The following is a 19,614-nucleotide window of genomic DNA, read 5'->3' as shown; positions in this document are numbered from 1 at the left end:
GAACTTTCAGAGCGATCACATGAAGACCTTTATCCTTGCCCTTTTGCCGCTCGTGCTGACAGGATGCACTATTACTAAACAGGCGCAGGTCAGCGAAGCCAGTGCCATCACCGGCGTCGTTCGCCTGACCTACAACCAGGCCATGCTACAAACGGCGCGTACCGATGATTACGTGACCCAAGGCACAGCCACCAAAGAGTGTCAGCGCCTGGGTTATGCCAACGCAATGGCGTTTGGTCAGCCGGTATCAACCTGTAGCGTATATGCCGGTTCTCTGTGCTTAAATACCAAAATCACGCTCGCCTGGCAGTGTCACGGCGTTGCGGTATCCCAATCGCCTGCCTTCAATTATTAATATTTTCGACCAGCACATTATTGCTGGTCTTCTGCCTTTTCATTATTTATATTCTCCGCTTAATAGCGTTAATGCGTTTTATTCCCATTCGCATTTTTAATAAATAAATTTATTATTTTACCTTTTGCAAATAATTAAATAACAAATTATAGTGACGCCACGCTAATATATAATAACGTTTGTGGAGCACAACCATGCTGAAAACAGAAATGATCGACCAACTGAATGAGCAAATGAACCTTGAATTATATTCATCTCTGCTCTACCAACAGATGAGCGCGTGGTGCAGCTATCACAGCTTTGAAGGCGCCGCCGCGTTCCTGCGCCGTCACGCCCAGGAAGAGATGACGCATATGCAGCGTCTGTTTGACTACCTGACCGATACCGGCAGCTTGCCGTGTATTAACACCGTCCCTTCCCCCTTTGCTGAATATGCGTCTCTGGACGAACTGTTCCGTGTTACTTACGAACACGAGCAGTTGATCACCCAGAAAATTAATGAACTGGCACACGCGGCAATGACCCACCAGGATTATCCGACGTTTAATTTCCTGCAATGGTATGTTGCCGAGCAGCATGAAGAAGAAAAATTATTTAAATCTGTCATTGATAAGTTATCGCTGGCAGGGAAAAGTGGCGAAGGTCTTTATTTCATCGATAAAGAACTGGCTACGCTTGATACACAGAATTAATGTTGTGGGGTAATGAAGGCAACCCGCCATCATTACCCGCTAAAATCAGTGACGGCAGATCTTGCTTTCGTGCGTAGAGAAGCCGTCTTCTTTTGCAATAAACTTTCCCTTCGCCGCTAAAAACGCCACCAGCTCAGCTGCCGACATATCCGCTGCAGAACAGGTGTGAAAACGAGCCTGCTCGCCAAACCGTGCCGTAATCGCCGCTTCAAGGCTGGCATTTGAATACTGCTCGCCAGATTCAATCATCATGTTGAGCACTTCGTGACCGTGAATAGATTCCATACTACCTCCTCAATAAAGTCCGTAGCCTAATGTGAACGGCACGGCCTTGCTTTGCGCTAACGCAGGTTTACCCGCAGATAAATATCATTTGTGATACATCTTAACGCGCCAAACATCGTAAAGATTAATGTACATTCATTGTAACGGTGATTTGACGAAAATAGCGTTTTGCCTTAACCTGCGCCGCAGATATAACCGTTGATTATCTCTGGGACAGAGGAAAGCGTGAAAAACAGAACCCTGGGTAGTATTTTTATCGTGGCGGGAACCACGATTGGTGCCGGTATGTTGGCAATGCCGCTGGCCGCGGCAGGCGTGGGGTTTAGCGTCACGCTGGTATTGTTAGTGAGTCTTTGGGCGCTAATGTGCTACACCGCGCTGTTGCTGCTTGAAGTGTATCAACACGTACCGGCAGACACCGGGTTGGGTACGCTGGCAAAACGTTATCTTGGTCGCTACGGACAATGGGTAACGGGCTTTAGCATGATGTTTTTAATGTACGCGCTGACGGCGGCGTATATCAGTGGCGCTGGTGAGTTGCTGGCTTCCAGCATTAGCGACTGGACCGGGACAACGCTCTCCCCGACAACAGGCGTACTGCTGTTCACCTTTGTTGCCGGTGGCGTGGTTTGCGTTGGCACATCTTTGGTCGATCTGTTCAACCGCCTGTTGTTCAGTGCCAAAATAATCTTTCTGGTGGTGATGCTGGCCCTGTTAATGCCGCATATCCATAAAGTAAACCTGCTTACGTTGCCGCTTCAGCAGGGGCTGGCACTGTCTGCTATCCCGGTTATCTTCACTTCGTTCGGTTTTCACGGCAGCGTCCCCAGTATCGTCAGCTATATGAACGGTAACATCCGTAAACTGCGTTGGGTGTTTATCACCGGTAGCGCCATTCCGCTAGTCGCCTATATCTTCTGGCAACTGGCTACGCTTGGCAGTATTAACTCCTCAACGTTCATGGGGCTGTTAGCCAACCACGCTGGTTTAAACGGTTTATTACAAGCATTACGTGAAGTCGTGGCTTCGCCGCACGTCGAACTGGCGGTGCATCTGTTTGCCGACCTTGCGCTGGCAACCTCTTTCCTCGGCGTCGCATTGGGATTATTTGACTACCTGGCCGACCTCTTCCAGCGCCGCAATACCGTAGCAGGAAGAATGCAAACCGGCGTGGTGACCTTCCTGCCGCCGCTGGCATTCGCGCTGTTCTATCCACGTGGTTTCGTCATGGCCCTGGGGTATGCGGGCGTTGCCCTGGCGGTGCTGGCGCTGCTCATTCCCTCGATGCTGGCATGGCAGAGCAGAAAACAGAATCCACAGGCTAACTACCGCGTGGCAGGGGGTGCTCCGGCGCTGGCGCTGGTATTTTTGTGCGGCATTGTGGTGATAGCCGTACAGTTTTCTATTGCAGCAGGATTACTACCGGAAGTGGGTTAAAACAAAAGGGGCTTAACGCCCCTTTTTCTTAATGCAAACAACACTGCTTATATTTTTTACCGCTACCGCACGGACAAGGGTCATTGCGCCCTACCTTGGCATCCACTTTGACCGGTGCTTTAATCGGCGTTTCCTGAGGATGCGCCATCCAGTAAGCATGCAGATCCAGCGCCGCCAGGCGGATGGCATCCACGCTCTCTTCGAACGCTTCTGGCGTCATTTTCTCAACGACCGCAAAGTTTTCTTCCGTACCGTGCAGCGCAATAGCCTCGAGCGCCGGTTTTAACGAGTCTGGTAACGCGGACCAGTCCGACAGCGCGACGCCGCGCATATAACCAAAACACCACTCTTCAACGATGGTCAGTTCATGCTCGTCAATTTCACGCAAACCAAACAGCGGCTCAAACTGCTCAGGATATTCATCCAGGCGATCGGCCGTATCCACCATATGTTGAAACGCCAGGTTCATGAAACGCGTCATTTCTTTTTCGGAGGACCAGCGAGGAACATACTGCGCGCCGCCCCAAATAGCGACCAGCCACTGCTCCGGTTCAATTTCATACGGTGAACTCAGTACCGCCGTCAGTAAACCATCCAGTTCTGACACATCCAGAATAGCCTTATCTGTATTGTACTTAGTCAGTACATCATCCAGCCATTCCAGTTCGCTCTCGTTTAATGGTCCCGTTTTCATAACGCTTTTCCTTAGTCAAAAAATCTTGCCTGTGATCATCCTACATGGCTGGAGGGATAACAGATATAAATGGGCATATGCGGCTTACAGCAGCCGCCTGTTCAGGTTAACAGGAAAAGAGGGGAATTCCGGTAGTTAACGCACAAAAGAGAACACTAAGCCGCCGGGCATCATACCGGGAAAACACAATAAAACCACCCGCAGGTGGTTTACTGTTGTTCAATACGGTTGAGCGTTGCGGTATAGCCCGTTTTCGCTACTGCGTTAAGTAGAGTATCGGTTGGGAAACCTTCTGGCACGATGGCTTCTGCCTGCCGGGTTTTGAGAGAGGATTTTGCTTTAATCACGCCGTCGGTTTCACGTAGCGCCTGATTGACCGAAATAACGCATAACGAGCAGGTCATATTTTGTATATCCAGCACCACTTTTTGATTGGCCGCCTGAGCCCACAGCGGCAACAGCAAGCATGCAACTAACGCGAAGATCTTCATTCAAATACCTCATAAAACCAGGCAACAAGCGTTGGGTAAAATAGCACCGGCAAAATCAATGCCAGCGCGCACCAGTAGAGAACGCGCGCTTGCTTCAGAGTTAACCACCCGGAGCACCACAACCGTTTGGAAAAATAGAGCCGCCAGAAGACACGCAGTAATAATCCCAGGGACAGCAGTACCAGAGGAGTTCGCAAAAACTCAAACCGGGTGAAAACGGCGAAGCTCGCCGCCGAAATACCAAACAGCAGGTAAAGTAGCGGTCCAACACAGCATAAGCCAGCGGTGACGGCGGCCGCAGCAGCCGTCAACAGGGTAAGCCCCGCACCTTTAGCGTTGTTCTGTGGCGACATAGCTGTAGGAAAACGCTTTTGGGTCATAGAAATTGATCGGGTCGCCATCGACTTCAGCGTAAGGATAACCAAAGTTATTCATGGCCCCCTGCTCCGTTGCCGGATACAACTCGAAATCACGCCCGTAGTTGAATCCAACCCAGTTCATTTCCCAGTTACCAAACAGGTAAGCGTTAACCGCCTGGACATCGGCATCCTGATGCGTTTTTTTCTCTGCCAGACGCATTTTGGTCACGTCAGCAGGATCGCACGGTAACCAACCGTAACCTGCCAGATAGAACTCAGCGCGGCAGTGTTGTCCGCCGCTCACATTGGCAACGCCTGCACTGTCGGCTGTGCCAAAAGCACTTTTCGAGTAACGTTCGAGCTTATTGGCCTTGCCCAGACGGATGCCAAACAGTTCGCGCGCCGGAATACCGCTGGCCCGCGCCAGAGCAACAAAAACGGAGCTCATGTCGGTGCATTTTCCTTTGAGCTTACCGCTTTTTAATATCTCCGCCACATCCCCCGTGCCGCAGCCAATAACGTCGTTGTCACGCTCCATATGGCTGCTGACCCATTCGTAAATCAGGCGCGCTTTTTTCAGCGGATCCTGCTCATTACCGGTGATTTTACGCGCGGTTTCCAGGACCAGTCCATCAACTGGGGTATGTGCCGTCGGCAACAGATACGGTTTTACATCCAGCGGATAAATAATCTGCTCAGGTGCCTGCCAGTTTTTCAGCGCGTCCTGCTTCAGCGGTTCCCAGTCGGCGGTTTCAATGTCGATATCAACGTTAACCAACAATTCACCCTGCGAGTCTGCCCAGGTGGCAAACAGCGTTTTCGCGCCATAGGTATTATTGGTGGTGACGTACGCCTGCTTATAGTTTCCGCTAAAGGCAAGCGCCGTCATTTGTTGAAACGCGGTATCCACCGGTAGCGGGATCCACAGTTTCACCACGCCGCTAGATCCCTTAGGAGGATTAAGTTTATACGTTTGAGATAAGACAAAGCGTCGACGAGCTACTGGCGCAGCGGATGGCTCAGCGGCACGTACCGTCTGGCTAATGACTGCAGGGCCGACTAATCCGGCGGCGGAAAGGAGAACGCTATTTTTGAGAAACTGACGACGTTGCATTGCTGTCTGTCCAAGTTGTAAGAGTTGAGCTACGGCTAAAGGGGAAACCGTACGCGATCATCACAGCAGACAGAGGCTGGCATAAAAAGGCGAGTCGATGGAGATTATTCATCAATAACAGACCTGTTAACTGTGAATGAAGTGAGAAACTGCAAGGTCGCTATTAAGCCATTTACAGCCAAAAAAGTACAGCAGCGGAGATACGTTCAGACTATATACACAGTCGTTGCCAGTTTGCGGGCTAACCCTCTTGCCCCCTCGCGCATGACCGTATTGTGATTCCAGCGAAATACAGGTGCTGCCAGCGGGGCGAGATAATTCATCCAGCGGATCGTGGTACGCACATTCCAGTCATATCTGACAATAGTCGCTGTACCATTGGCAGTAAAAGACCATACCCCTCGCCCTTCCACCGCGCCGCTGGCTTGTCCTTCAAGCAGTGTGCAAGGCCGTATTTTCAACACATTGATATCAAAGGTTAAGCGATAAGGAAGCGCCCCTTTCCAGGTATAACGATGCAACGCCCCAATACCCCGTAAATCCCCTTTCCTTATCTCAACGATGCGTTCCAGACTTCCCCACCATTCAGGCCACCTATCCGGATGGGAAAAAACATCCCATACCTCCTGAATTGAAGCCTCAACCCGCCAGACTGTGGAAAACTGATAGTCAGCCATAGTGCAGGCTCCCTCAAGGCGTGAAAAAATTGACGGGGAAACGGGTGTTGATAACCATAGCATCCAGAAGAACAGTTTCTAATCGCTGCCCATCTGGCGCATAGCTGATCACTTTGGCAGGGAGTCCGTGATAATTATCCAGCCAGATGTCGTAGCGGTGAACGCAACTCGCGGAGAAAATGAGACGCGCATAACCGCCCCCTGTATCGGTACTATCTGCAAACTGGAGTCATCAGCTGTCGACTGTTTTTATTATAGTTCTTAATTGCGCGGCTCTCTTCTCCCGCCCCCTCAGACTCCGTACAGGCAACAGGCTTAAATTGTTCATTTTCTATTCAGATGAGATGACAACATAAGACTATACTTTAATAACCGTACTTTTAATGAGCATTAATCATGAAACTGCCCCCGGTATTTTCATGCGCCGTCCTCGTATTCCTGCTGGCGTCATCGTCTGCCGCAGCCAGCGCGTTACAAAACCAGGCCGCAAGAGAGCAAGAGTTAAGCGCGGCACTTCTTGCAGGACATGGCGTCATCATCATTAGCGAGGCGGATGATTTCGCTTTCACATTCAGGGCACGTAACCGAATCCACAGACATTTGGCGATTCAGGATGGCATAGGCGATCCCATCATGATGAATGGTTTTCAGGACCACAACTATAATCCCGCCCGGGATGGCTTTATCAACAACCCAGCCCGGGGAAGGTTTATGTTTAATGCACCGATTCGTCGATAGATTGATTGGCAATGGGGGTGTGTAGCGGGCGGCTTAACGCTCTGGCAGGCTTACTTGACGCAAAATATCTATGGTTCGTTAAAAGCCGGCACAAAAAAACCACCCGTAGGTGGTTTCGCGACACTGCTTATTGCTTTGATTGTTCTATTCTTTCCCATGGTACCGGTGTGGGATTTGCCCACACAGCGCGAACGCCGAGCAGTTCAGGATATTTTTCAAGAAGTTAATATGTAACTCGCTTCTGCGTAAACACCTGTGTTAATCAGGTATGCGGGATCGGAAGTCCGGCAACAGAAAACTGGTGATTCGATTATTTTTAATCTGCGTGGTTAAGCTTGTTGCAGACCGTTCAAATCGTTAAGCATCCGCTTGAGACATTTGATTTTATTCTTATCGCGAACTGATTGCGAAAGCTTACTGAGTTGAAAAAACGTTTTGTCACCAAAACCGTCAATGACTTTGAAGCGATAATCCTGACGCTCGCTATCCCAGGCATAAACAATGTTTTTACAATGCAGGGAGTTAATAATGACTTTGGTGCTGACAAACCATGCTAAAAAAGCATTCAGCTTCTGCAATTTGCTGTCATCGAGTTCTTTTTTGAGAGCAAGCTGATAAAGAGTTTGAGCAATGTTGCCATGCTCATCGCACTCCTTCACAGTGATCTGCCCTAGACCTTTATTTGTTTCAACAAGACCTTCGATCTTTTGCATATAAAGAGAGTCTGTTTGATGACCAGGCTTGCATTCTTTGAGGTCCCGGAAGACTTCCCGTAACTTGCTTTTATAGTTCGCAATATCTGAAATAACGATTTTGATCAGCAGGTTACTATCCTGTGGATGCTGAAAGACGTAACGATCGTTACCTCGTGCAAGTAAGTCTTCATCTGTCAATACAAGCTCTTGTTTCATGATAGTTTTTGACTCTTACCCTAAGGGAAATGAAATTGCCTCAACTGACCTGCATCGGTAAGTTCTGCCAATCAAAAACTATTATGTATATATTTATTTCAATAATTGATAAACGAAATGCATTCGGAGTGAGACAAATGCCTCTTCTGGCAAGTGGGCAGGCTAATGAACCTGTTTTGATACCCCCGCAAATCAGCTTCTCCAGTCGTGAACGAGGGTTATCAGCGAAGAGCAGGCACCGGTATGAAGTCAACAGGCACCCGATAATATTAAGCGGAAAGATTACTTAACCCGTTTCCCTTTTTCGTCAATGACCTTTTCGCCATCCTCTTTGGTAAAAGAGCCTTTCTGAGCTTCAGGTAAAATATCCAGCACAATTTCTGAGGGACGACAAAGACGCGTGCCAAGCGGCGTCACAACAATCGGTCGATTAATCAGGATCGGATGCTGAATCATAAAATCGATCAACTGCTCATCAGAAAACTTATCCTCATCAAGACCCAATTGCTCATAAGGTTCAACGTTCTTGCGCAGCAATGCGCGTACTGAAATGCCCATATCTGAAATCAGTTTGGTCAGTTCATCACGAGTCGGGGGCGTATCGAGATAATAAATAATAGTTGGTTCGTTACCGCTGTTACGGATCATCTCCAGCGTGTTACGCGAGGTGCCACAGGCCGGGTTGTGATAGATGGTAATGTTGCTCATATCAGTATCTCATTACAAAGTGACAGAGAGCCGCCACGCCAGCGCGGCCAGCGTGACGAACAGCACGGGCAGAGTCATGATAATGCCGGTGCGGAAGTAATATCCCCAGGTGATGGTCATATTTTTCTGTGCCAACACATGAAGCCACAGCAGAGTTGCCAGACTGCCTATCGGGGTGATTTTAGGCCCTAAATCGCAGCCAATCACATTGGCATAAATCATCGCCTCTTTGACGACGCCGGTCGCAGCACTCCCGTCAATGGACAATGCACCAATCAGCACCGTCGGCATATTGTTCATCACAGACGACAGGAAGGCAGTCAGGAAGCCGGTACCGAACGTGGCAGCCCATAAACCTTTGTCTGCCAGCATATTGAGTACAGCAGAAAGATACTCGGTGAGTCCTGCATTACGCAGGCCGTAGACGACCATATACATACCCAGCGAGAAAATCACGATCTGCCAGGGCGCCCCGCGCAGCACTTTCCCGGTATTAATGGCGTGGCCACGCTTGGCTACCACGAACAGCACCGCAGCCCCAACTGCTGCTATCGCGCTTACTGGGATCCCCAGCGGTTCCAGAACAAAGAAACCGACCAGCAGGAACAGCAGAACAATCCAGCCCGCCCTGAACGTCGCCGGATCTTTAATCGCACTGGCAGGCATCTTGAGCAGTGAAACGTCATATCTGGCCGGGATATCGCGGCGGAAGAAGAGATGGAGCATGACCAGCGTGGCAGCAATGGCCGCCAGGTTTACAGGGACCATCACGGAGGCATACTGTGTAAAGCCCAGGCCGAAGAAATCCGCCGAGACAATATTGACCAGGTTAGAGACAATCAGCGGCAGGCTGGCAGTATCTGCGATAAACCCTGCAGCCATGACAAAGGCCAGCGTCGTCGCCTGGCTGAACCCCAGGGCGAGCAACATCGCAATCACAATCGGCGTCAGTATCAGTGCTGCACCGTCGTTAGCAAACAGCGCAGCAACAGCAGCGCCAAGCAGTATTATCCAGGTAAACAGCAGGCGACCACGCCCGTTACCCCAGCGGGAGACATGCAGCGCGGCCCATTCAAAGAAACCGGACTCATCAAGCAGCAGGCTGATGATAATCACCGCGATGAATGCCGCTGTTGCGTTCCAGACGATATTCCAGACTACGGGAATATCATCAATGTGGATGCCCCCCGTCCCCAGTGCCAGTAAGGCTCCGATACTTGCGCTCCAGCCAATGCTGAGACCTCTGGGCTGCCAGATGACCAGGACCAGCGTCAGTATAAAAATACTCCCTGCCAAAAGCATTTTAGATTCCTTTATATATGATTATGTGAATATGACAAATTCTCTCAACAGGATGTGCAGGCTGATTTTTTCAGCCATTCACCCACATCTTTCCTCAGACACTGCCAGGACGTCGTGATCGTCTCAGCGGCCCACGCTGGCATGTGGGGAGACAGACGGTAGTGAATCCATTTGCCTTCCCGGCGGTCAAGCACCAGCTCTGCTTCACGCAGAATAGCCATGTGGCGAGAAATTTTAGGCTGTGATTCAGAGGTCGCCGCGCATATATCGCATACGCACAGTTCGCCGGATTCCCGGAGAAGCATAACAATCGCGAGACGGGTTTCATCCGACAGGATTTTAAAAAGCTGAACAGGCTGTAGCATTTTTTACTCCGTTCCCTTTAGAATACACATATGATAAATCATATGTGTTGAATTTGAAATCACAGAACATTCCGGAGGAGTAAAAAATGGAACACTTTCCTGCACTGAATGCTGATTGCTTCGATCAGCAGATTGCTGAACGCCTGCAGCTCCAGGAGCCGCCACGCATACTGATCCTGTATGGCTCGGTAAGAGAGCGTTCTTACAGTCGTTTTGCCGCAGAAGAAGCAGGACGCCTGCTGACGGCGATGGGAGCGGAAGTAAGACTGTTTAACCCCTCAGGTTTACCCCTGCCGGATGATGCCCCAGATACGCACCCAAAAGTCACCGAGCTGCGCGAGCTGGTCAGATGGTGTGATGGGATGGTGTGGAGTTCCCCGGAGCGGCATGGGGCAATGAGTGCGGTGATGAAGGCACAGATCGACTGGATACCCTTAAGCGAAGGGGCCGTTCGCCCTTCACAGGGTAAAACACTGGCGGTGATGCAGGTCTGCGGCGGGTCGCAGTCTTTTAACGCCGTGAACCAGATGCGTATCCTTGGGCGCTGGATGAGGATGTTCACGATCCCTAACCAGTCCTCAGTAGCCAAAGCCTGGCAAGAATTCGATGAGAACGGGCGAATGAAACCTTCGTCCTGGTATGATCGTATCGTCGATGTCGCCGAGGAGTTGTTTAAAATCACGCTGCTGCTCAAGGGGCAAACCGATTACCTTGCTGATCGCTACAGCGAACGAAAAGAGAGCCATCAGGAGCTTTCATCCCGCGTCAATCAGGCGAAAATATAAAGTCCTTTTTTACTGAGCTCAAAAACGTCCGCTTTTTGCTGTGCGTTCAACCGCTGGATGCAACAATGTTAATTCTTTGCTGGCTGCGAACCGATAAGCCAGCTCCTTTTGGAAAATACTGTCTGAGCAATCTGTTCGTATTTTCATTAGAACCACGCAGCCAGGGAGATTGAGGATTACAGAAATAAATTTGGGAAGCCGCCCTTATCATCAGGCTCTTTGCGATACCTTTTCTTTATATTTACATATCCAAAACATCATAAAGTTAAGATTTTTTGGACAAGTTAGGGTATGGTTGAAGTTCATCCACTCAAGGAAAAGCCTATGTCAGAACGTAAAGACTCTAAATCACGCCGCAACTATCTTGTCAAATGCACCTGCCCAAACTGCACCCAACAATCTGAACACAGTTTTTCAAGAGTACAAAAAGGTTCTCTTTTAATCTGTCCTCATTGCAATAAAGTATTCCAGACAAACCAAAAAGAAGCAGCCTGAATCCGTTTTAGACTCTATTTCTGGAACAGAATCACCACCTCTGTATTTTAATATTTATCAAGCTACAGATAACAGAAAACCCGCTGGCTGCGGGTTTAGTATTTTCATATTTAAAAAATAAAAATTATGGTGATATCTGGGAAAAGCTATCCTCTTGCGTATGTTGTCGTGCAAAGCAAGTGGTTAGACTTTTCGTGCAGCGAACCTACACGTAATCACAATGGTCAGCATACTTTCTCATGCAAAAGAGAGATGAAATATGCTGACCATTGCCCTGAATGCCGGATCAGTAACATTTCATCTCTACTGACCCAACAATACATTCATTGCTTTTGTCAGTATGTCTACTCAGGCTTTAGCCTTCTTCGTTATCGCATACAGACAAAAAAAGGATTTACTCTGTAATAACTACATTGCCAGCAACCGGACCTTTAGTACCATTCTCAATGGAGTAAGAGACTTTTTGCCCTTCAAACAAGGTGCGGAAATTATCGCTCTGGATAGCAGAAAAATGTACAAATAAATCTTTACTACCGTCAACAGGAGAAATAAAACCGAATCCCTTATCGGCATTAAACCATTTTACTAAACCATTCATCTTTTTTGACATTTTGTATTCCTTCATTTGGCCTTCCGGCGAACATGGTTTTATTACAGAAACTACTTAGTGCTTAGTGGGGAGACTCAAAGAAGGGATAAATATAAAACACCTGAAATGAGAACTGCTTTAGTAAACTACTTTGTATTTTGTCTGTTCTTCAAACCGACGCGACCATTAACGCACGGGCGTATATAATAATCAATGTTTATTTTAGCTATCCAGATCTCACGATTGCTGAAAAATATTTCTGGCATTATCCAGGGGTATGTGTATAGTGCAACACGTTATTAGCTTTAAGGAATTTTTTTGTCTCGTAAAATGACAGGAATTGTCAAAGCCTTTGACTGCAAGAGCGGTAAAGGCCTTATCTCCCCCTCCGATGGTCGCAAAGATGTACAGCTTCACATTTCAGCCTTAAGTCTCCGTGACTCAGAAGTACTCATCCCCGGATTACGCGTTGAGTTTTGTCGAATAAATGGTCTTCGAGGCCCCTCGGCTGCGAACGTTTATCTCTCATGACCTGTAGCCGCCCCTCCTGACTTCTGAAATCATAAAAAAGAATTTCAAAACAGGGAGAGTTTCATATGTATCAGAAAATCTATCTCAACGACTGGCTGACAGGCCTTAAGAGCTCATGCTGCACGCTGATAGTGACTCTGCTTGTTTTCATCTAATCTGTTAGTTCACCGCATATTGATGGTGCAAATAGACCGGTAAGAGTTGCAATAGCGTTGGCGTATCTGTGTTGCGCCCGTCAGGGTGATATGCTGCGTTACACCCCAAATGCCTTTAATGCACAAAGGATGAAAGCCAGGGGATTTCTGATCTTGAAGGTTCGCTGCGCGAGAAGCAGGAAATTTCAGACACAAAAAAACCACCCGTAGGTGGTTTCACGACACTGCTTATTGCTTTGATTATTCTTTTCTTTCCCATGGTACCCGGAGTGGGACTTGAACCCACACAGCGCGAACGCCGAGGGATTTTAAATCCCTTGTGTCTACCGATTCCACCATCCGGGCTCGGGAAGAAATTGGAGGCGCGTTCCGGAGTCGAACCGGACTAGACGGATTTGCAATCCGCTACATAACCGCTTTGCTAACGCGCCGAAATCTTCTGGCTTTTCAGCCAACATCCGCTATTGCCGATGTCTTTAATTTGGAGCGGGAAACGAGACTCGAACTCGCGACCCCGACCTTGGCAAGGTCGTGCTCTACCAACTGAGCTATTCCCGCATCACCAAGTAACTTTGTTAATCACTTGATTTTGTTATCGTCTGGCAATCAGTGCTGCCGTTCGATGCGTTGCATTCTACTTACCTGACGCAATGAGTCAACGATATTTTTCACCACTGACGATCGTTTGCTGAAATTTGCGCCGAAACGATCACTGTTCAAGCAAATCTCCCCACGCAGCGCTCAAATACTGGAACATTGACCACAACGTCAGTATCGCGGCGACGAAGAAAAGTGCGATCCCGGCGTACTCTACCCAAATATTTGGACGCCACAGCAGCCATGCGAGCGCGGCCATTTGCGAAGTGGTTTTCACTTTGCCGATCCAGGACACCGCCACACTGCTACGTTTACCCAGTTCAGCCATCCACTCACGCAGCGCAGAGATAATAATTTCACGCGCGATCATCGTGGCGGCAGGAAGCGTTACCCACCAACTGTGATAGTGCTCGGTCACCAGCACCATCGCGATAGCCACCAGTACCTTATCAGCGACCGGATCGAGGAAGGCGCCAAAACGCGTGCTTTGGTTCCAGCGACGCGCCAGATAGCCGTCAAACCAGTCGGTGACCGCCGCAATACAGAAGATCAGCGCACAAACGAAGGGAGCCCAGGTGAATGGCAGATAAAAAGCCAATACAAAGAATGGGATCAGGATGACGCGAAACAGCGTGAGCAACGTAGGGATATTAAATTGCATATGACGGATAACTATCTGTTGTCAGTAAAATTACCCCTATGTTGCTACAGAGGGCCTAATGTTTCAACGAGTAGAAGATCTTTTCTGCCAGAGCTTGCGAAATACCCGGCACTTTTGCAATTTCTTCAATACTCGCGTTACGAAGACCTTGCAAACCGCCCATATATTTCAACAACATCTGCCGACGCTTCGGCCCGACACCTTCAATAGTCTCCAGCGTGCTGGTACTTTTCACCTTCGCCCGTTTTTTACGGTGCCCGCTAATCGCATGATCGTGAGATTCATCGCGGATATGCTGGATAAGGTGCAATGCAGGCGAATCCGGCGGAAGGCTAAAGCCCTCACCTTCCGGCTCAAAGAACAGCGTTTCCAGGCCAGCTTTACGATCGGCCCCTTTTGCCACACCCAACAAAAGCGGGTGCTGTTTGTCCCAGGGAACGTCCAGCTCAGCAAAAACGGCTTTCGCCTGCCCCAGTTGACCTTTCCCGCCATCGATCAATATGACGTCCGGAATCTTACTTTCTTCAATCGCCTTACCGTAGCGCCGACGGAGAACCTGATTCATTGCCGCATAATCATCACCCGGCGTAATACCCGTGATGTTATAGCGGCGATACTCGGCGCGCAGTGGTCCATTGGCATCGAATACCACGCAGGAGGCTACCGTCTGCTCGCCCATCGTGTGGCTGATATCAAAGCACTCCATGCGTTTCACTGCGGGTAACTTGAGTACTGATGCCAGCGCCGTCAGGCGTTGAGTAATGGTCGACTGCTGGGAAAGTTTTGTGGTTAACGCCACCGCCGCGTTGGTACGCGCCAGCTTCAGATACCGCGCGCGATCGCCTCGCGGTTTCGTCTGAACGTTGATCTTCCGCCCGGCCAGCTCAGACAGAGAGTCTGCCAGCAGGGTTTTATCGCTAAGATTAAAATCGAGCAGGATCTCACCGGGTAAGGTGCGCATCTGACTTCCCTGCAGATAAAACTGTCCGACAAAGGTTTCAACGACCTCGCCGAGTTCTGTTCCACCTGGTACTTTCGGGAAATAGCTACGACTGCCTAACACTTTACCCTGGCGAATAAACAGCACGTGCACACAGGCCATGCCAGCGTCAAACGCCACGCCGATGACGTCCAGATCGTCTCCGGTATTAGAGACAAACTGTTTTTCGGTCACGCGGCGTACGGCCTGAATTTGGTCACGAATGCGGGCAGCCTCTTCAAACTCGAGATTCTGGCTGGCTTTTTCCATCCGGGCGATCAGCTGCGTTAATACCTGATCGTCTTTCCCGGACAGGAACAGACGAACGTAATCAACCTGCTGCGCATACTCTTCCTCACTCACCAGGCCCGCCACACACGGACCGAGGCAGCGGCCAATCTGATATTGCAGACAGGGCCGCGAGCGATTGCGATAAACACTATTTTCGCACTGACGAATAGGGAAGATTTTCTGCAGCAACGCCAGCGTTTCGCGTACAGCGTAGCCGTTAGGAAACGGTCCAAAGTACTCGCCTTTGGCATGCTTGGCCCCACGATGCATTGCCAGGCGAGGATGGGTATCGCCGCTGAGGAAAATAAAAGGATAGGATTTATCGTCGCGCAGCAAAACGTTATAACGCGGCTGATACAGCTTGATGTAGTTGTGCTCAAGCAATAACGCCTCGGTTTCGGTGTGCGTTACCGTGACATCAATCTGCTGTATTTGCGCGACCAGTGCTTCGGTCTTACGCGATGCGAGGTTGCTACGGAAGTAGCTGGAAAGCCTTTTTTTCAGGTCTTTCGCTTTCCCGACGTAGATGACCGTCCCGGCGTCATCATACATACGATAAACGCCGGGCTGACTGGTCACGGTTTTCAGGAACGCTTTGGCATCAAACTGATCGGTCACTGGCTTGTTAATGTCTCCGCATTACACAGGCCATGGCGAATTGCCAGGTGAGTCAGCTCAACATCGCCGTGAATGTTTAATTTACTGAACATTCGATAGCGATAGCTGTTCACCGTTTTAGGACTAAGATTCAGTTGCTCTGAGATCTCATTGACCTTCTGACCTTTGGTGATCATCAGCATAATCTGCAACTCACGTTCAGACAAACTGGCAAACGGGGTTTCCGTTTTCTCAGGCTCAATCTGGCTAAGCGCCATCTGCTGAGCGATATCGGAGGCAATATAACGTTGGCCAGAATAAACCGAACGAATCGCACTCACGACCTCCTGGGGCGCAGCCCCCTTACTGAGATAGCCCGCGGCTCCCGCCTGCATGACTTTTGCAGGTAACGGGTTTTCGGTATGGACAGTCAGCATGATCACTTTAATGTCAGCCGTTGAACGCGCAATTTTACGCGTTGCCTCAAGGCCACCAATACCGGGCATATTCATGTCCATCAGCACAACGTCAACGGAATTTGAGCGGCACCATTTTACCGCATCTTCACCGCAGCACGCCTCGCCGACAACTTTAATGCCTTTTATATCTTCAAGAATGCGTCGTATCCCTGCGCGCACCAGTTCGTGGTCATCAACAAGAAAAACGTTGATCAAAGGAATATCTCCAGAATAGGGATAACGCTACCGATAGTTAATCGGTCCTATGTTAACGGGTTTTATCTCAACTTTGAAATGTAAAAATCGCCGTCTTTCGATTTTGCTCTCGTTTTTGGAAATTAGAAGGTACGACGAGTGGAAACTTTCTGTTATGGCAACCTTTTGCCACGGTTATATCTGCATAGCTGTTTCAGAATAGTGACAAAAAATTCATATTCGTCCGTTGAATGCAAAATAGGCAGCTAAAGTTGTAACAATAATTAACGAGTAAAATACTCGAAATAAACAACAGATGGAGAAAATATATGCAGTGCAACATGTTGTTTATTTTAATGTCCGCGGCTTATGTTTGCGCAGAAAACAACCGCTGATATTTTTAGCCTCGCTTATGGTATACTCCGGCGCCTTAAGATTTGACATCGCACTTTTTCATTGAAACATAACGAGGAAAATAAATGAGTACGCCTGACTTTTCCACTGCTGAGAATAACCAGGAACTGGCCAACGAAGTCACCTGCCTGAAAGCCATGTTAACGCTGATGCTGCAGGCAATGGGCCAAGCCGATGCAGGGCGCGTGATTCTTAAAATGGAAAAACAGATCGCGCTGATTGAAGATCAATCACAGGCTGCGGTATTTTCCAGCACTGTTAAGCAAATTAAACAGGCCTACCGCCAGTAATAAGAACCCGGCTGACAGCGATGCTCTCAGCCGGGTTTGCGTCTGACACTCAGAACGATAATTTACTCAGATCAGCCCGGTTGCCGCGGCATAACAGGCGATCTGCGTTTTGTTGGGTGCATTAAATTTCTTTTGCATATTTTTCTGGTGAAAGTTAACGGTATTTTCAGAAATCGACAGAATTATCGCTATCTCTGAAGAGGTTTTCCCCTCTGCCGTCCATTTCAATATCTCTTTTTCCCGCTTGCTAAAGCGCATCTCTGGCGCCATGACCATGTCATCTTGCAGCCGCGTCAGTACCGACAAGCTTTCCCGCACCAGCAGTTGCATCCTGAGCTCTACCTCATCGTTTGCAAAGCGACTATTACGGACACTCGCACGCGATACCGATAAAAAACCCAACGCCCGATTAGGCAACATTAAGCATTGCGTCATCCCTTTACGTAAACCGTGATTGCGCGCGGCATCCCACAGGGGCTGTGCATCGCGAAATAAGGTATCGTTCCAGGGTAAATGCCCCTGACTGAAGTTTTCAGGCTTCAGCACCGGATCAATAGCGAAATAATTCTCGGACTGATAATGCGCCACCCATGCTTTGGGATAGGTCGTGTGAAGCGACGTTTTAGGTCGGGTAAAAGGTACGGGATGACGAACACAGAGCGCGTAAAAATCGAACTCTAAATGCTGCGTCTGTTGTTGTAATTCATTATAGACATCCTCTGCCGTCGCCATTTCCTGAAAGCGTAACAGCATACTCCGTCGCCAGGTGAAGAAATCATGACCCTGCATACTAAGTGGTAATACCCCTGAGATTGATAATCATCCAAACATATGAAACAAGCTAACACATAAATGTATTTTATATATGCAAATTATCGGACAAATGGTCAATTACTTGAGCATTACTCAACGACGGCAGGAAGTAACAGTATTGGGAGTTAATAATAAAGCAATAATTATAAATAGTTATGCGAACAACACTCGTCAAAAAACAATTTCGACGAGTGCTGCATGCACTATTTATTGCATCAGAAACTTTTCAAGAAACTGACGGGTTCGCGGTTGCTGCGGATGCGTGAATAAGGATTTAGCGGGCCCCTGCTCCACTATCCGTCCTTGATCCATAAATATCGCCCGATCGGCAACGTCGCGCGCAAAGCTCATTTCATGCGTCACAATCACCATGGTGCGTTTTTCCTGCGCCAGTTGGCGGATGGTATTAAGTACCTCACCAACCAGTTCAGGATCAAGCGCGGAGGTCGGTTCATCAAAAAGAATAACCTCAGGTCGCATCGCCAATGCCCGGGCAATAGCCACGCGCTGCTGCTGCCCGCCGGACAAACGCCGCGGATAGCTAGTTTCTTTACCGGCCAACCCTACTTTCGCCAGCAGTTCGCGCGCTCGGGCTGTCGCTTCGGCTTTCGGTTCGCCTTTAACAATCACCGGACCTTCAATAATGTTTTCCAGCACCGTGCGATGCGGGAACAAATTAAAGTTCTGGAACACAAAGCCCACGTGCTGGCGCAACTGACGAATCAGACCTTTCTGCTGAGTTAACGAACGCGCGGTATCAATGGTAATCTCACCCACCTTAATGGTGCCCGCCTCGGGTTGCTCCAGCAAATTAATGCTGCGCAGCAGCGTCGTTTTGCCCGAACCGCTCGGCCCGATAATCGCCACAACTTCACCGGGTTTGACGTCAAGATCGATCCCATGCAGCACCGTTTGCCCATGGAATTTTTTGACCAGGTTTCTGACTTCGATAGCACTCATTTCGGCTCTCTCTCCTGGCGATTCAGTTGCTCTTCAAAATAGTTTTGCAGTGCAGAAAGCACCGTCGCCATCACCCAATAAATCAACGAGGCTGCCAGATACATCGTGAATACCTCCAGCGTACGCGAGGTAATCAACTGCGCCTGACGGAACAGTTCCGGTACCTGAATAGTCGCGGCCAGAGAGGTGTCTTTCACCAGGCTGATAAAGCTGTTACTCAGCGGTGGGAGCGCAACCCGCGCAGCCTGCGGCAGGATTGCCCGGCGCATGGTTTGCCACCGCGTCATACCAATACTGGCACCCGCTTCCCACTGCCCTTTGTCGATGGAGGAGATTGCCGCACGCAGCGTTTCCGCTGCGTAGGCCGCCGTATTAAGCGATAAGCCAATCATCGCCGCCGGAATAGGATCAAGCTCAATACCAAACTGCGGCAGACCGTAATAGATCATGAACAGCTGGGCAATCAACGGCGTTCCGCGAAAGATAGAGATATAAAAGCGCGCCAGCCAGCGCACAGGCAGCAGCGGCGACAGACGCATCAGCGCCAGGATAAACCCCAGCACGAGGCCAAAGAACATCCCACCGATACTCAGTTGCAGCGTAAACACTGCGCCCTTGAGCAGATACGGCAGAGAATCAATCACCAGTTGGATACTTTCATGCATTAGCGTTTTTC

The 19,614-nt window shown here is 49.2% G+C and carries 27 protein-coding genes, 3 tRNA genes and 1 pseudogene; 10 read left to right on the top strand and 21 right to left on the bottom strand.

Annotated elements, in window-relative coordinates; translation table 11 throughout:
- The first annotated feature begins 19 nt into the window (after window positions 1–19).
- Both GFC06_RS13740 and ftnA read left to right on the top strand, forming a co-directional pair.
- Window positions 20–355 carry a YecR-like lipofamily protein gene (locus GFC06_RS13740; protein ID WP_016153455.1) on the top strand — a complete coding sequence of 112 codons (336 nt, stop codon included), beginning with the start codon at window positions 20–22 and terminating at the stop codon, window positions 353–355.
- 194 nt (window positions 356–549) lie between these two features.
- A complete protein-coding gene (ftnA, locus tag GFC06_RS13735) occupies window positions 550–1,047 on the top strand; it encodes a non-heme ferritin (protein WP_016153456.1) in 498 nt (165 codons plus the stop codon).
- Window positions 1,048–1,092: 45 nt separating this feature from the next.
- Here ftnA and GFC06_RS13730 read toward each other — a convergent pair whose 3' ends face one another.
- A complete protein-coding gene (locus GFC06_RS13730) occupies window positions 1,093–1,332 on the bottom strand; it encodes a YecH family metal-binding protein (protein WP_016153457.1) in 240 nt (79 codons plus the stop codon).
- A gap of 225 nt (window positions 1,333–1,557) precedes the next feature.
- On the opposite strand from GFC06_RS13730, the gene tyrP reads away from it, so the two are divergent.
- Complete coding sequence (tyrP, locus tag GFC06_RS13725) at window positions 1,558–2,769, top strand: tyrosine transporter TyrP (protein ID WP_016153458.1); 1,212 nt, start codon at window positions 1,558–1,560, stop codon at window positions 2,767–2,769.
- A gap of 28 nt (window positions 2,770–2,797) precedes the next feature.
- Here tyrP and GFC06_RS13720 read toward each other — a convergent pair whose 3' ends face one another.
- From GFC06_RS13720 to GFC06_RS13700, 5 genes are all read right to left on the bottom strand, one after another.
- Window positions 2,798–3,463, bottom strand: a complete 666-nt coding sequence (locus tag GFC06_RS13720) for a YecA/YgfB family protein (protein ID WP_153690263.1) — start codon at window positions 3,461–3,463, stop codon at window positions 2,798–2,800.
- 209 nt (window positions 3,464–3,672) lie between these two features.
- Window positions 3,673–3,954, bottom strand: a complete 282-nt coding sequence (locus tag GFC06_RS13715; protein ID WP_016153460.1) for a heavy-metal-associated domain-containing protein — start codon at window positions 3,952–3,954, stop codon at window positions 3,673–3,675.
- Window positions 3,951–4,307, bottom strand: coding sequence for a mercuric transporter MerT family protein (locus GFC06_RS13710; protein WP_016153461.1), 357 nt, complete (start codon window positions 4,305–4,307; stop codon window positions 3,951–3,953). The genes GFC06_RS13715 and GFC06_RS13710 overlap by 4 nt, the downstream gene beginning before the upstream one ends.
- Window positions 4,285–5,427, bottom strand: coding sequence for a transglutaminase-like domain-containing protein (locus GFC06_RS13705; RefSeq protein WP_103766430.1), 1,143 nt, complete (start codon window positions 5,425–5,427; stop codon window positions 4,285–4,287). Before GFC06_RS13705 ends, GFC06_RS13710 begins: the two co-directional genes overlap by 23 nt.
- A gap of 206 nt (window positions 5,428–5,633) precedes the next feature.
- A complete protein-coding gene (locus tag GFC06_RS13700) occupies window positions 5,634–6,104 on the bottom strand; it encodes an SRPBCC family protein (protein WP_080858831.1) in 471 nt (156 codons plus the stop codon).
- A gap of 396 nt (window positions 6,105–6,500) precedes the next feature.
- Between GFC06_RS13700 and GFC06_RS13690 the strand changes: the two genes are divergently transcribed.
- A complete protein-coding gene (locus tag GFC06_RS13690) occupies window positions 6,501–6,842 on the top strand; it encodes a hypothetical protein (protein WP_103766431.1) in 342 nt (113 codons plus the stop codon).
- Between the two features lie 329 nt (window positions 6,843–7,171).
- On the opposite strand, the gene GFC06_RS13685 is transcribed toward GFC06_RS13690, so the two are convergent.
- The 4 genes from GFC06_RS13685 to GFC06_RS13670 all read right to left on the bottom strand — a co-directional run bounded on the left by GFC06_RS13685 (window position 7,172) and on the right by GFC06_RS13670 (window position 10,128).
- A complete protein-coding gene (locus GFC06_RS13685) occupies window positions 7,172–7,753 on the bottom strand; it encodes a YrbL family protein (RefSeq protein WP_047502094.1) in 582 nt (193 codons plus the stop codon).
- A gap of 282 nt (window positions 7,754–8,035) precedes the next feature.
- Complete coding sequence (gene arsC, locus GFC06_RS13680; RefSeq protein WP_141875343.1) at window positions 8,036–8,461, bottom strand: glutaredoxin-dependent arsenate reductase; 426 nt, start codon at window positions 8,459–8,461, stop codon at window positions 8,036–8,038.
- 12 nt (window positions 8,462–8,473) lie between these two features.
- Window positions 8,474–9,763 (bottom strand): arsenic transporter, encoded by a 1,290-nt coding sequence (locus tag GFC06_RS13675; RefSeq protein WP_153690262.1) that lies wholly within the window; start codon window positions 9,761–9,763, stop codon window positions 8,474–8,476.
- 44 nt (window positions 9,764–9,807) lie between these two features.
- On the bottom strand, window positions 9,808–10,128 hold the full coding sequence (locus GFC06_RS13670; RefSeq protein ID WP_016153468.1) for a transcriptional regulator: 321 nt from the start codon (window positions 10,126–10,128) through the stop codon (window positions 9,808–9,810).
- An 86-nt stretch (window positions 10,129–10,214) separates the two neighbouring features.
- Between GFC06_RS13670 and arsH the strand changes: the two genes are divergently transcribed.
- On the top strand, window positions 10,215–10,913 hold the full coding sequence (arsH, locus tag GFC06_RS13665; RefSeq protein WP_016153469.1) for an arsenical resistance protein ArsH: 699 nt from the start codon (window positions 10,215–10,217) through the stop codon (window positions 10,911–10,913).
- A 58-nt stretch (window positions 10,914–10,971) separates the two neighbouring features.
- Here arsH and GFC06_RS13660 read toward each other — a convergent pair.
- Window positions 10,972–11,106: pseudogene (locus tag GFC06_RS13660) on the bottom strand (IS30 family transposase); the annotation flags it as partial.
- A 131-nt stretch (window positions 11,107–11,237) separates the two neighbouring features.
- Here GFC06_RS13660 and GFC06_RS23250 point away from each other — a divergent pair.
- Window positions 11,238–11,408 (top strand): YnfU family zinc-binding protein, encoded by a 171-nt coding sequence (locus GFC06_RS23250; RefSeq protein ID WP_162835200.1) that lies wholly within the window; start codon window positions 11,238–11,240, stop codon window positions 11,406–11,408.
- Between the two features lie 394 nt (window positions 11,409–11,802).
- On the opposite strand, the gene cspA is transcribed toward GFC06_RS23250, so the two are convergent.
- Window positions 11,803–12,018, bottom strand: coding sequence for an RNA chaperone/antiterminator CspA (cspA, locus tag GFC06_RS13655; protein WP_016153470.1), 216 nt, complete (start codon window positions 12,016–12,018; stop codon window positions 11,803–11,805).
- 297 nt (window positions 12,019–12,315) lie between these two features.
- Between cspA and cspH the strand changes: the two genes are divergently transcribed.
- Together cspH and GFC06_RS23605 are read left to right on the top strand one after the other, a co-directional pair.
- Window positions 12,316–12,528 (top strand): cold shock-like protein CspH, encoded by a 213-nt coding sequence (gene cspH, locus GFC06_RS13650; protein ID WP_049040548.1) that lies wholly within the window; start codon window positions 12,316–12,318, stop codon window positions 12,526–12,528.
- A gap of 65 nt (window positions 12,529–12,593) precedes the next feature.
- Window positions 12,594–12,683 carry a hypothetical protein gene (locus tag GFC06_RS23605; RefSeq protein ID WP_016153471.1) on the top strand — a complete coding sequence of 30 codons (90 nt, stop codon included), beginning with the start codon at window positions 12,594–12,596 and terminating at the stop codon, window positions 12,681–12,683.
- Between the two features lie 258 nt (window positions 12,684–12,941).
- Here the strand turns inward: GFC06_RS23605 and GFC06_RS13645 are convergent.
- The 6 genes from GFC06_RS13645 to uvrY form a co-directional block, all read right to left on the bottom strand.
- A tRNA-Leu gene (locus tag GFC06_RS13645) sits at window positions 12,942–13,028 on the bottom strand.
- A 12-nt stretch (window positions 13,029–13,040) separates the two neighbouring features.
- Window positions 13,041–13,114: transfer RNA gene (locus tag GFC06_RS13640), tRNA-Cys, on the bottom strand.
- 51 nt (window positions 13,115–13,165) lie between these two features.
- Window positions 13,166–13,241, bottom strand: a tRNA-Gly gene (locus tag GFC06_RS13635).
- 151 nt (window positions 13,242–13,392) lie between these two features.
- Window positions 13,393–13,941, bottom strand: coding sequence for a CDP-diacylglycerol--glycerol-3-phosphate 3-phosphatidyltransferase (pgsA, locus tag GFC06_RS13630; protein ID WP_016153472.1), 549 nt, complete (start codon window positions 13,939–13,941; stop codon window positions 13,393–13,395).
- Window positions 13,942–13,996: 55 nt separating this feature from the next.
- Window positions 13,997–15,829, bottom strand: a complete 1,833-nt coding sequence (gene uvrC, locus GFC06_RS13625; protein WP_141875345.1) for an excinuclease ABC subunit UvrC — start codon at window positions 15,827–15,829, stop codon at window positions 13,997–13,999.
- Window positions 15,826–16,482 (bottom strand): UvrY/SirA/GacA family response regulator transcription factor, encoded by a 657-nt coding sequence (uvrY, locus tag GFC06_RS13620; protein ID WP_006684079.1) that lies wholly within the window; start codon window positions 16,480–16,482, stop codon window positions 15,826–15,828. The genes uvrC and uvrY overlap by 4 nt, the downstream gene beginning before the upstream one ends.
- Window positions 16,483–16,777: 295 nt before the next feature.
- Between uvrY and GFC06_RS23600 the strand changes: the two genes are divergently transcribed.
- Together GFC06_RS23600 and GFC06_RS13615 are read left to right on the top strand one after the other, a co-directional pair.
- Window positions 16,778–16,921: a hypothetical protein gene (locus tag GFC06_RS23600; protein ID WP_418135068.1), complete on the top strand. Its 144-nt coding sequence runs from the start codon at window positions 16,778–16,780 to the stop codon at window positions 16,919–16,921.
- A 19-nt stretch (window positions 16,922–16,940) separates the two neighbouring features.
- Window positions 16,941–17,165: a DUF2594 family protein gene (locus GFC06_RS13615; protein ID WP_016153474.1), complete on the top strand. Its 225-nt coding sequence runs from the start codon at window positions 16,941–16,943 to the stop codon at window positions 17,163–17,165.
- 66 nt (window positions 17,166–17,231) lie between these two features.
- On the opposite strand, the gene sdiA is transcribed toward GFC06_RS13615, so the two are convergent.
- The 3 genes from sdiA to tcyL form a co-directional block, all read right to left on the bottom strand.
- The gene (sdiA, locus tag GFC06_RS13610; protein WP_016156833.1) at window positions 17,232–17,954 is read right to left on the bottom strand and encodes a transcriptional regulator SdiA; all 723 of its coding nucleotides are present in this window, start codon (window positions 17,952–17,954) and stop codon (window positions 17,232–17,234) included.
- Between the two features lie 231 nt (window positions 17,955–18,185).
- Entirely contained in the window at window positions 18,186–18,938 is a 753-nt protein-coding gene (gene tcyN / locus GFC06_RS13605; protein ID WP_003030477.1) for an L-cystine ABC transporter ATP-binding protein TcyN, read from the bottom strand.
- On the bottom strand, window positions 18,935–19,603 hold the full coding sequence (tcyL, locus tag GFC06_RS13600; RefSeq protein ID WP_003030474.1) for a cystine ABC transporter permease: 669 nt from the start codon (window positions 19,601–19,603) through the stop codon (window positions 18,935–18,937). The genes tcyN and tcyL overlap by 4 nt, the downstream gene beginning before the upstream one ends.
- Between the last annotated feature and the right edge of the window lie 11 nt (window positions 19,604–19,614).

It is taken from the genome of Citrobacter braakii (genome assembly GCF_009648935.1).
GTDB lineage: Bacteria > Pseudomonadota > Gammaproteobacteria > Enterobacterales > Enterobacteriaceae > Citrobacter > Citrobacter braakii.
The sequence above is the reverse complement of the archived record's forward strand: the minus strand, read 5'-3'. Positions and strand labels throughout refer to the sequence as shown.

What these genes read in the sequence shown, in the direction of transcription:
- cspA (WP_016153470.1), bottom strand. Translation starts at nt 12,018, where the DNA reads ATGTCAAAAAAGATGAATGGTTTAGTAAAATGGTTTAATGCCGATAAG.
- GFC06_RS23600 (WP_418135068.1), top strand. Translation starts at nt 16,778, where the DNA reads ATGGAGAAAATATATGCAGTGCAACATGTTGTTTATTTTAATGTCCGC.
- arsC (WP_141875343.1), bottom strand. Translation starts at nt 8,461, where the DNA reads ATGAGCAACATTACCATCTATCACAACCCGGCCTGTGGCACCTCGCGT.
- pgsA (WP_016153472.1), bottom strand. Translation starts at nt 13,941, where the DNA reads ATGCAATTTAATATCCCTACGTTGCTCACGCTGTTTCGCGTCATCCTG.
- GFC06_RS13720 (WP_153690263.1), bottom strand. Translation starts at nt 3,463, where the DNA reads ATGAAAACGGGACCATTAAACGAGAGCGAACTGGAATGGCTGGATGAT.
- arsH (WP_016153469.1), top strand. Translation starts at nt 10,215, where the DNA reads ATGGAACACTTTCCTGCACTGAATGCTGATTGCTTCGATCAGCAGATT.
- GFC06_RS13675 (WP_153690262.1), bottom strand. Translation starts at nt 9,763, where the DNA reads ATGCTTTTGGCAGGGAGTATTTTTATACTGACGCTGGTCCTGGTCATC.
- GFC06_RS13705 (WP_103766430.1), bottom strand. Translation starts at nt 5,427, where the DNA reads ATGCAACGTCGTCAGTTTCTCAAAAATAGCGTTCTCCTTTCCGCCGCC.
- GFC06_RS13685 (WP_047502094.1), bottom strand. Translation starts at nt 7,753, where the DNA reads ATGAAACAAGAGCTTGTATTGACAGATGAAGACTTACTTGCACGAGGT.
- GFC06_RS13710 (WP_016153461.1), bottom strand. Translation starts at nt 4,307, where the DNA reads ATGTCGCCACAGAACAACGCTAAAGGTGCGGGGCTTACCCTGTTGACG.
- GFC06_RS13715 (WP_016153460.1), bottom strand. Translation starts at nt 3,954, where the DNA reads ATGAAGATCTTCGCGTTAGTTGCATGCTTGCTGTTGCCGCTGTGGGCT.
- GFC06_RS13615 (WP_016153474.1), top strand. Translation starts at nt 16,941, where the DNA reads ATGAGTACGCCTGACTTTTCCACTGCTGAGAATAACCAGGAACTGGCC.
- GFC06_RS13730 (WP_016153457.1), bottom strand. Translation starts at nt 1,332, where the DNA reads ATGGAATCTATTCACGGTCACGAAGTGCTCAACATGATGATTGAATCT.
- GFC06_RS13700 (WP_080858831.1), bottom strand. Translation starts at nt 6,104, where the DNA reads ATGGCTGACTATCAGTTTTCCACAGTCTGGCGGGTTGAGGCTTCAATT.
- sdiA (WP_016156833.1), bottom strand. Translation starts at nt 17,954, where the DNA reads ATGCAGGGTCATGATTTCTTCACCTGGCGACGGAGTATGCTGTTACGC.
- tcyN (WP_003030477.1), bottom strand. Translation starts at nt 18,938, where the DNA reads ATGAGTGCTATCGAAGTCAGAAACCTGGTCAAAAAATTCCATGGGCAA.
- GFC06_RS13690 (WP_103766431.1), top strand. Translation starts at nt 6,501, where the DNA reads ATGAAACTGCCCCCGGTATTTTCATGCGCCGTCCTCGTATTCCTGCTG.
- GFC06_RS13740 (WP_016153455.1), top strand. Translation starts at nt 20, where the DNA reads ATGAAGACCTTTATCCTTGCCCTTTTGCCGCTCGTGCTGACAGGATGC.
- tcyL (WP_003030474.1), bottom strand. Translation starts at nt 19,603, where the DNA reads ATGCATGAAAGTATCCAACTGGTGATTGATTCTCTGCCGTATCTGCTC.
- GFC06_RS23605 (WP_016153471.1), top strand. Translation starts at nt 12,594, where the DNA reads ATGTATCAGAAAATCTATCTCAACGACTGGCTGACAGGCCTTAAGAGC.
- GFC06_RS23250 (WP_162835200.1), top strand. Translation starts at nt 11,238, where the DNA reads ATGTCAGAACGTAAAGACTCTAAATCACGCCGCAACTATCTTGTCAAA.
- GFC06_RS13670 (WP_016153468.1), bottom strand. Translation starts at nt 10,128, where the DNA reads ATGCTACAGCCTGTTCAGCTTTTTAAAATCCTGTCGGATGAAACCCGT.
- ftnA (WP_016153456.1), top strand. Translation starts at nt 550, where the DNA reads ATGCTGAAAACAGAAATGATCGACCAACTGAATGAGCAAATGAACCTT.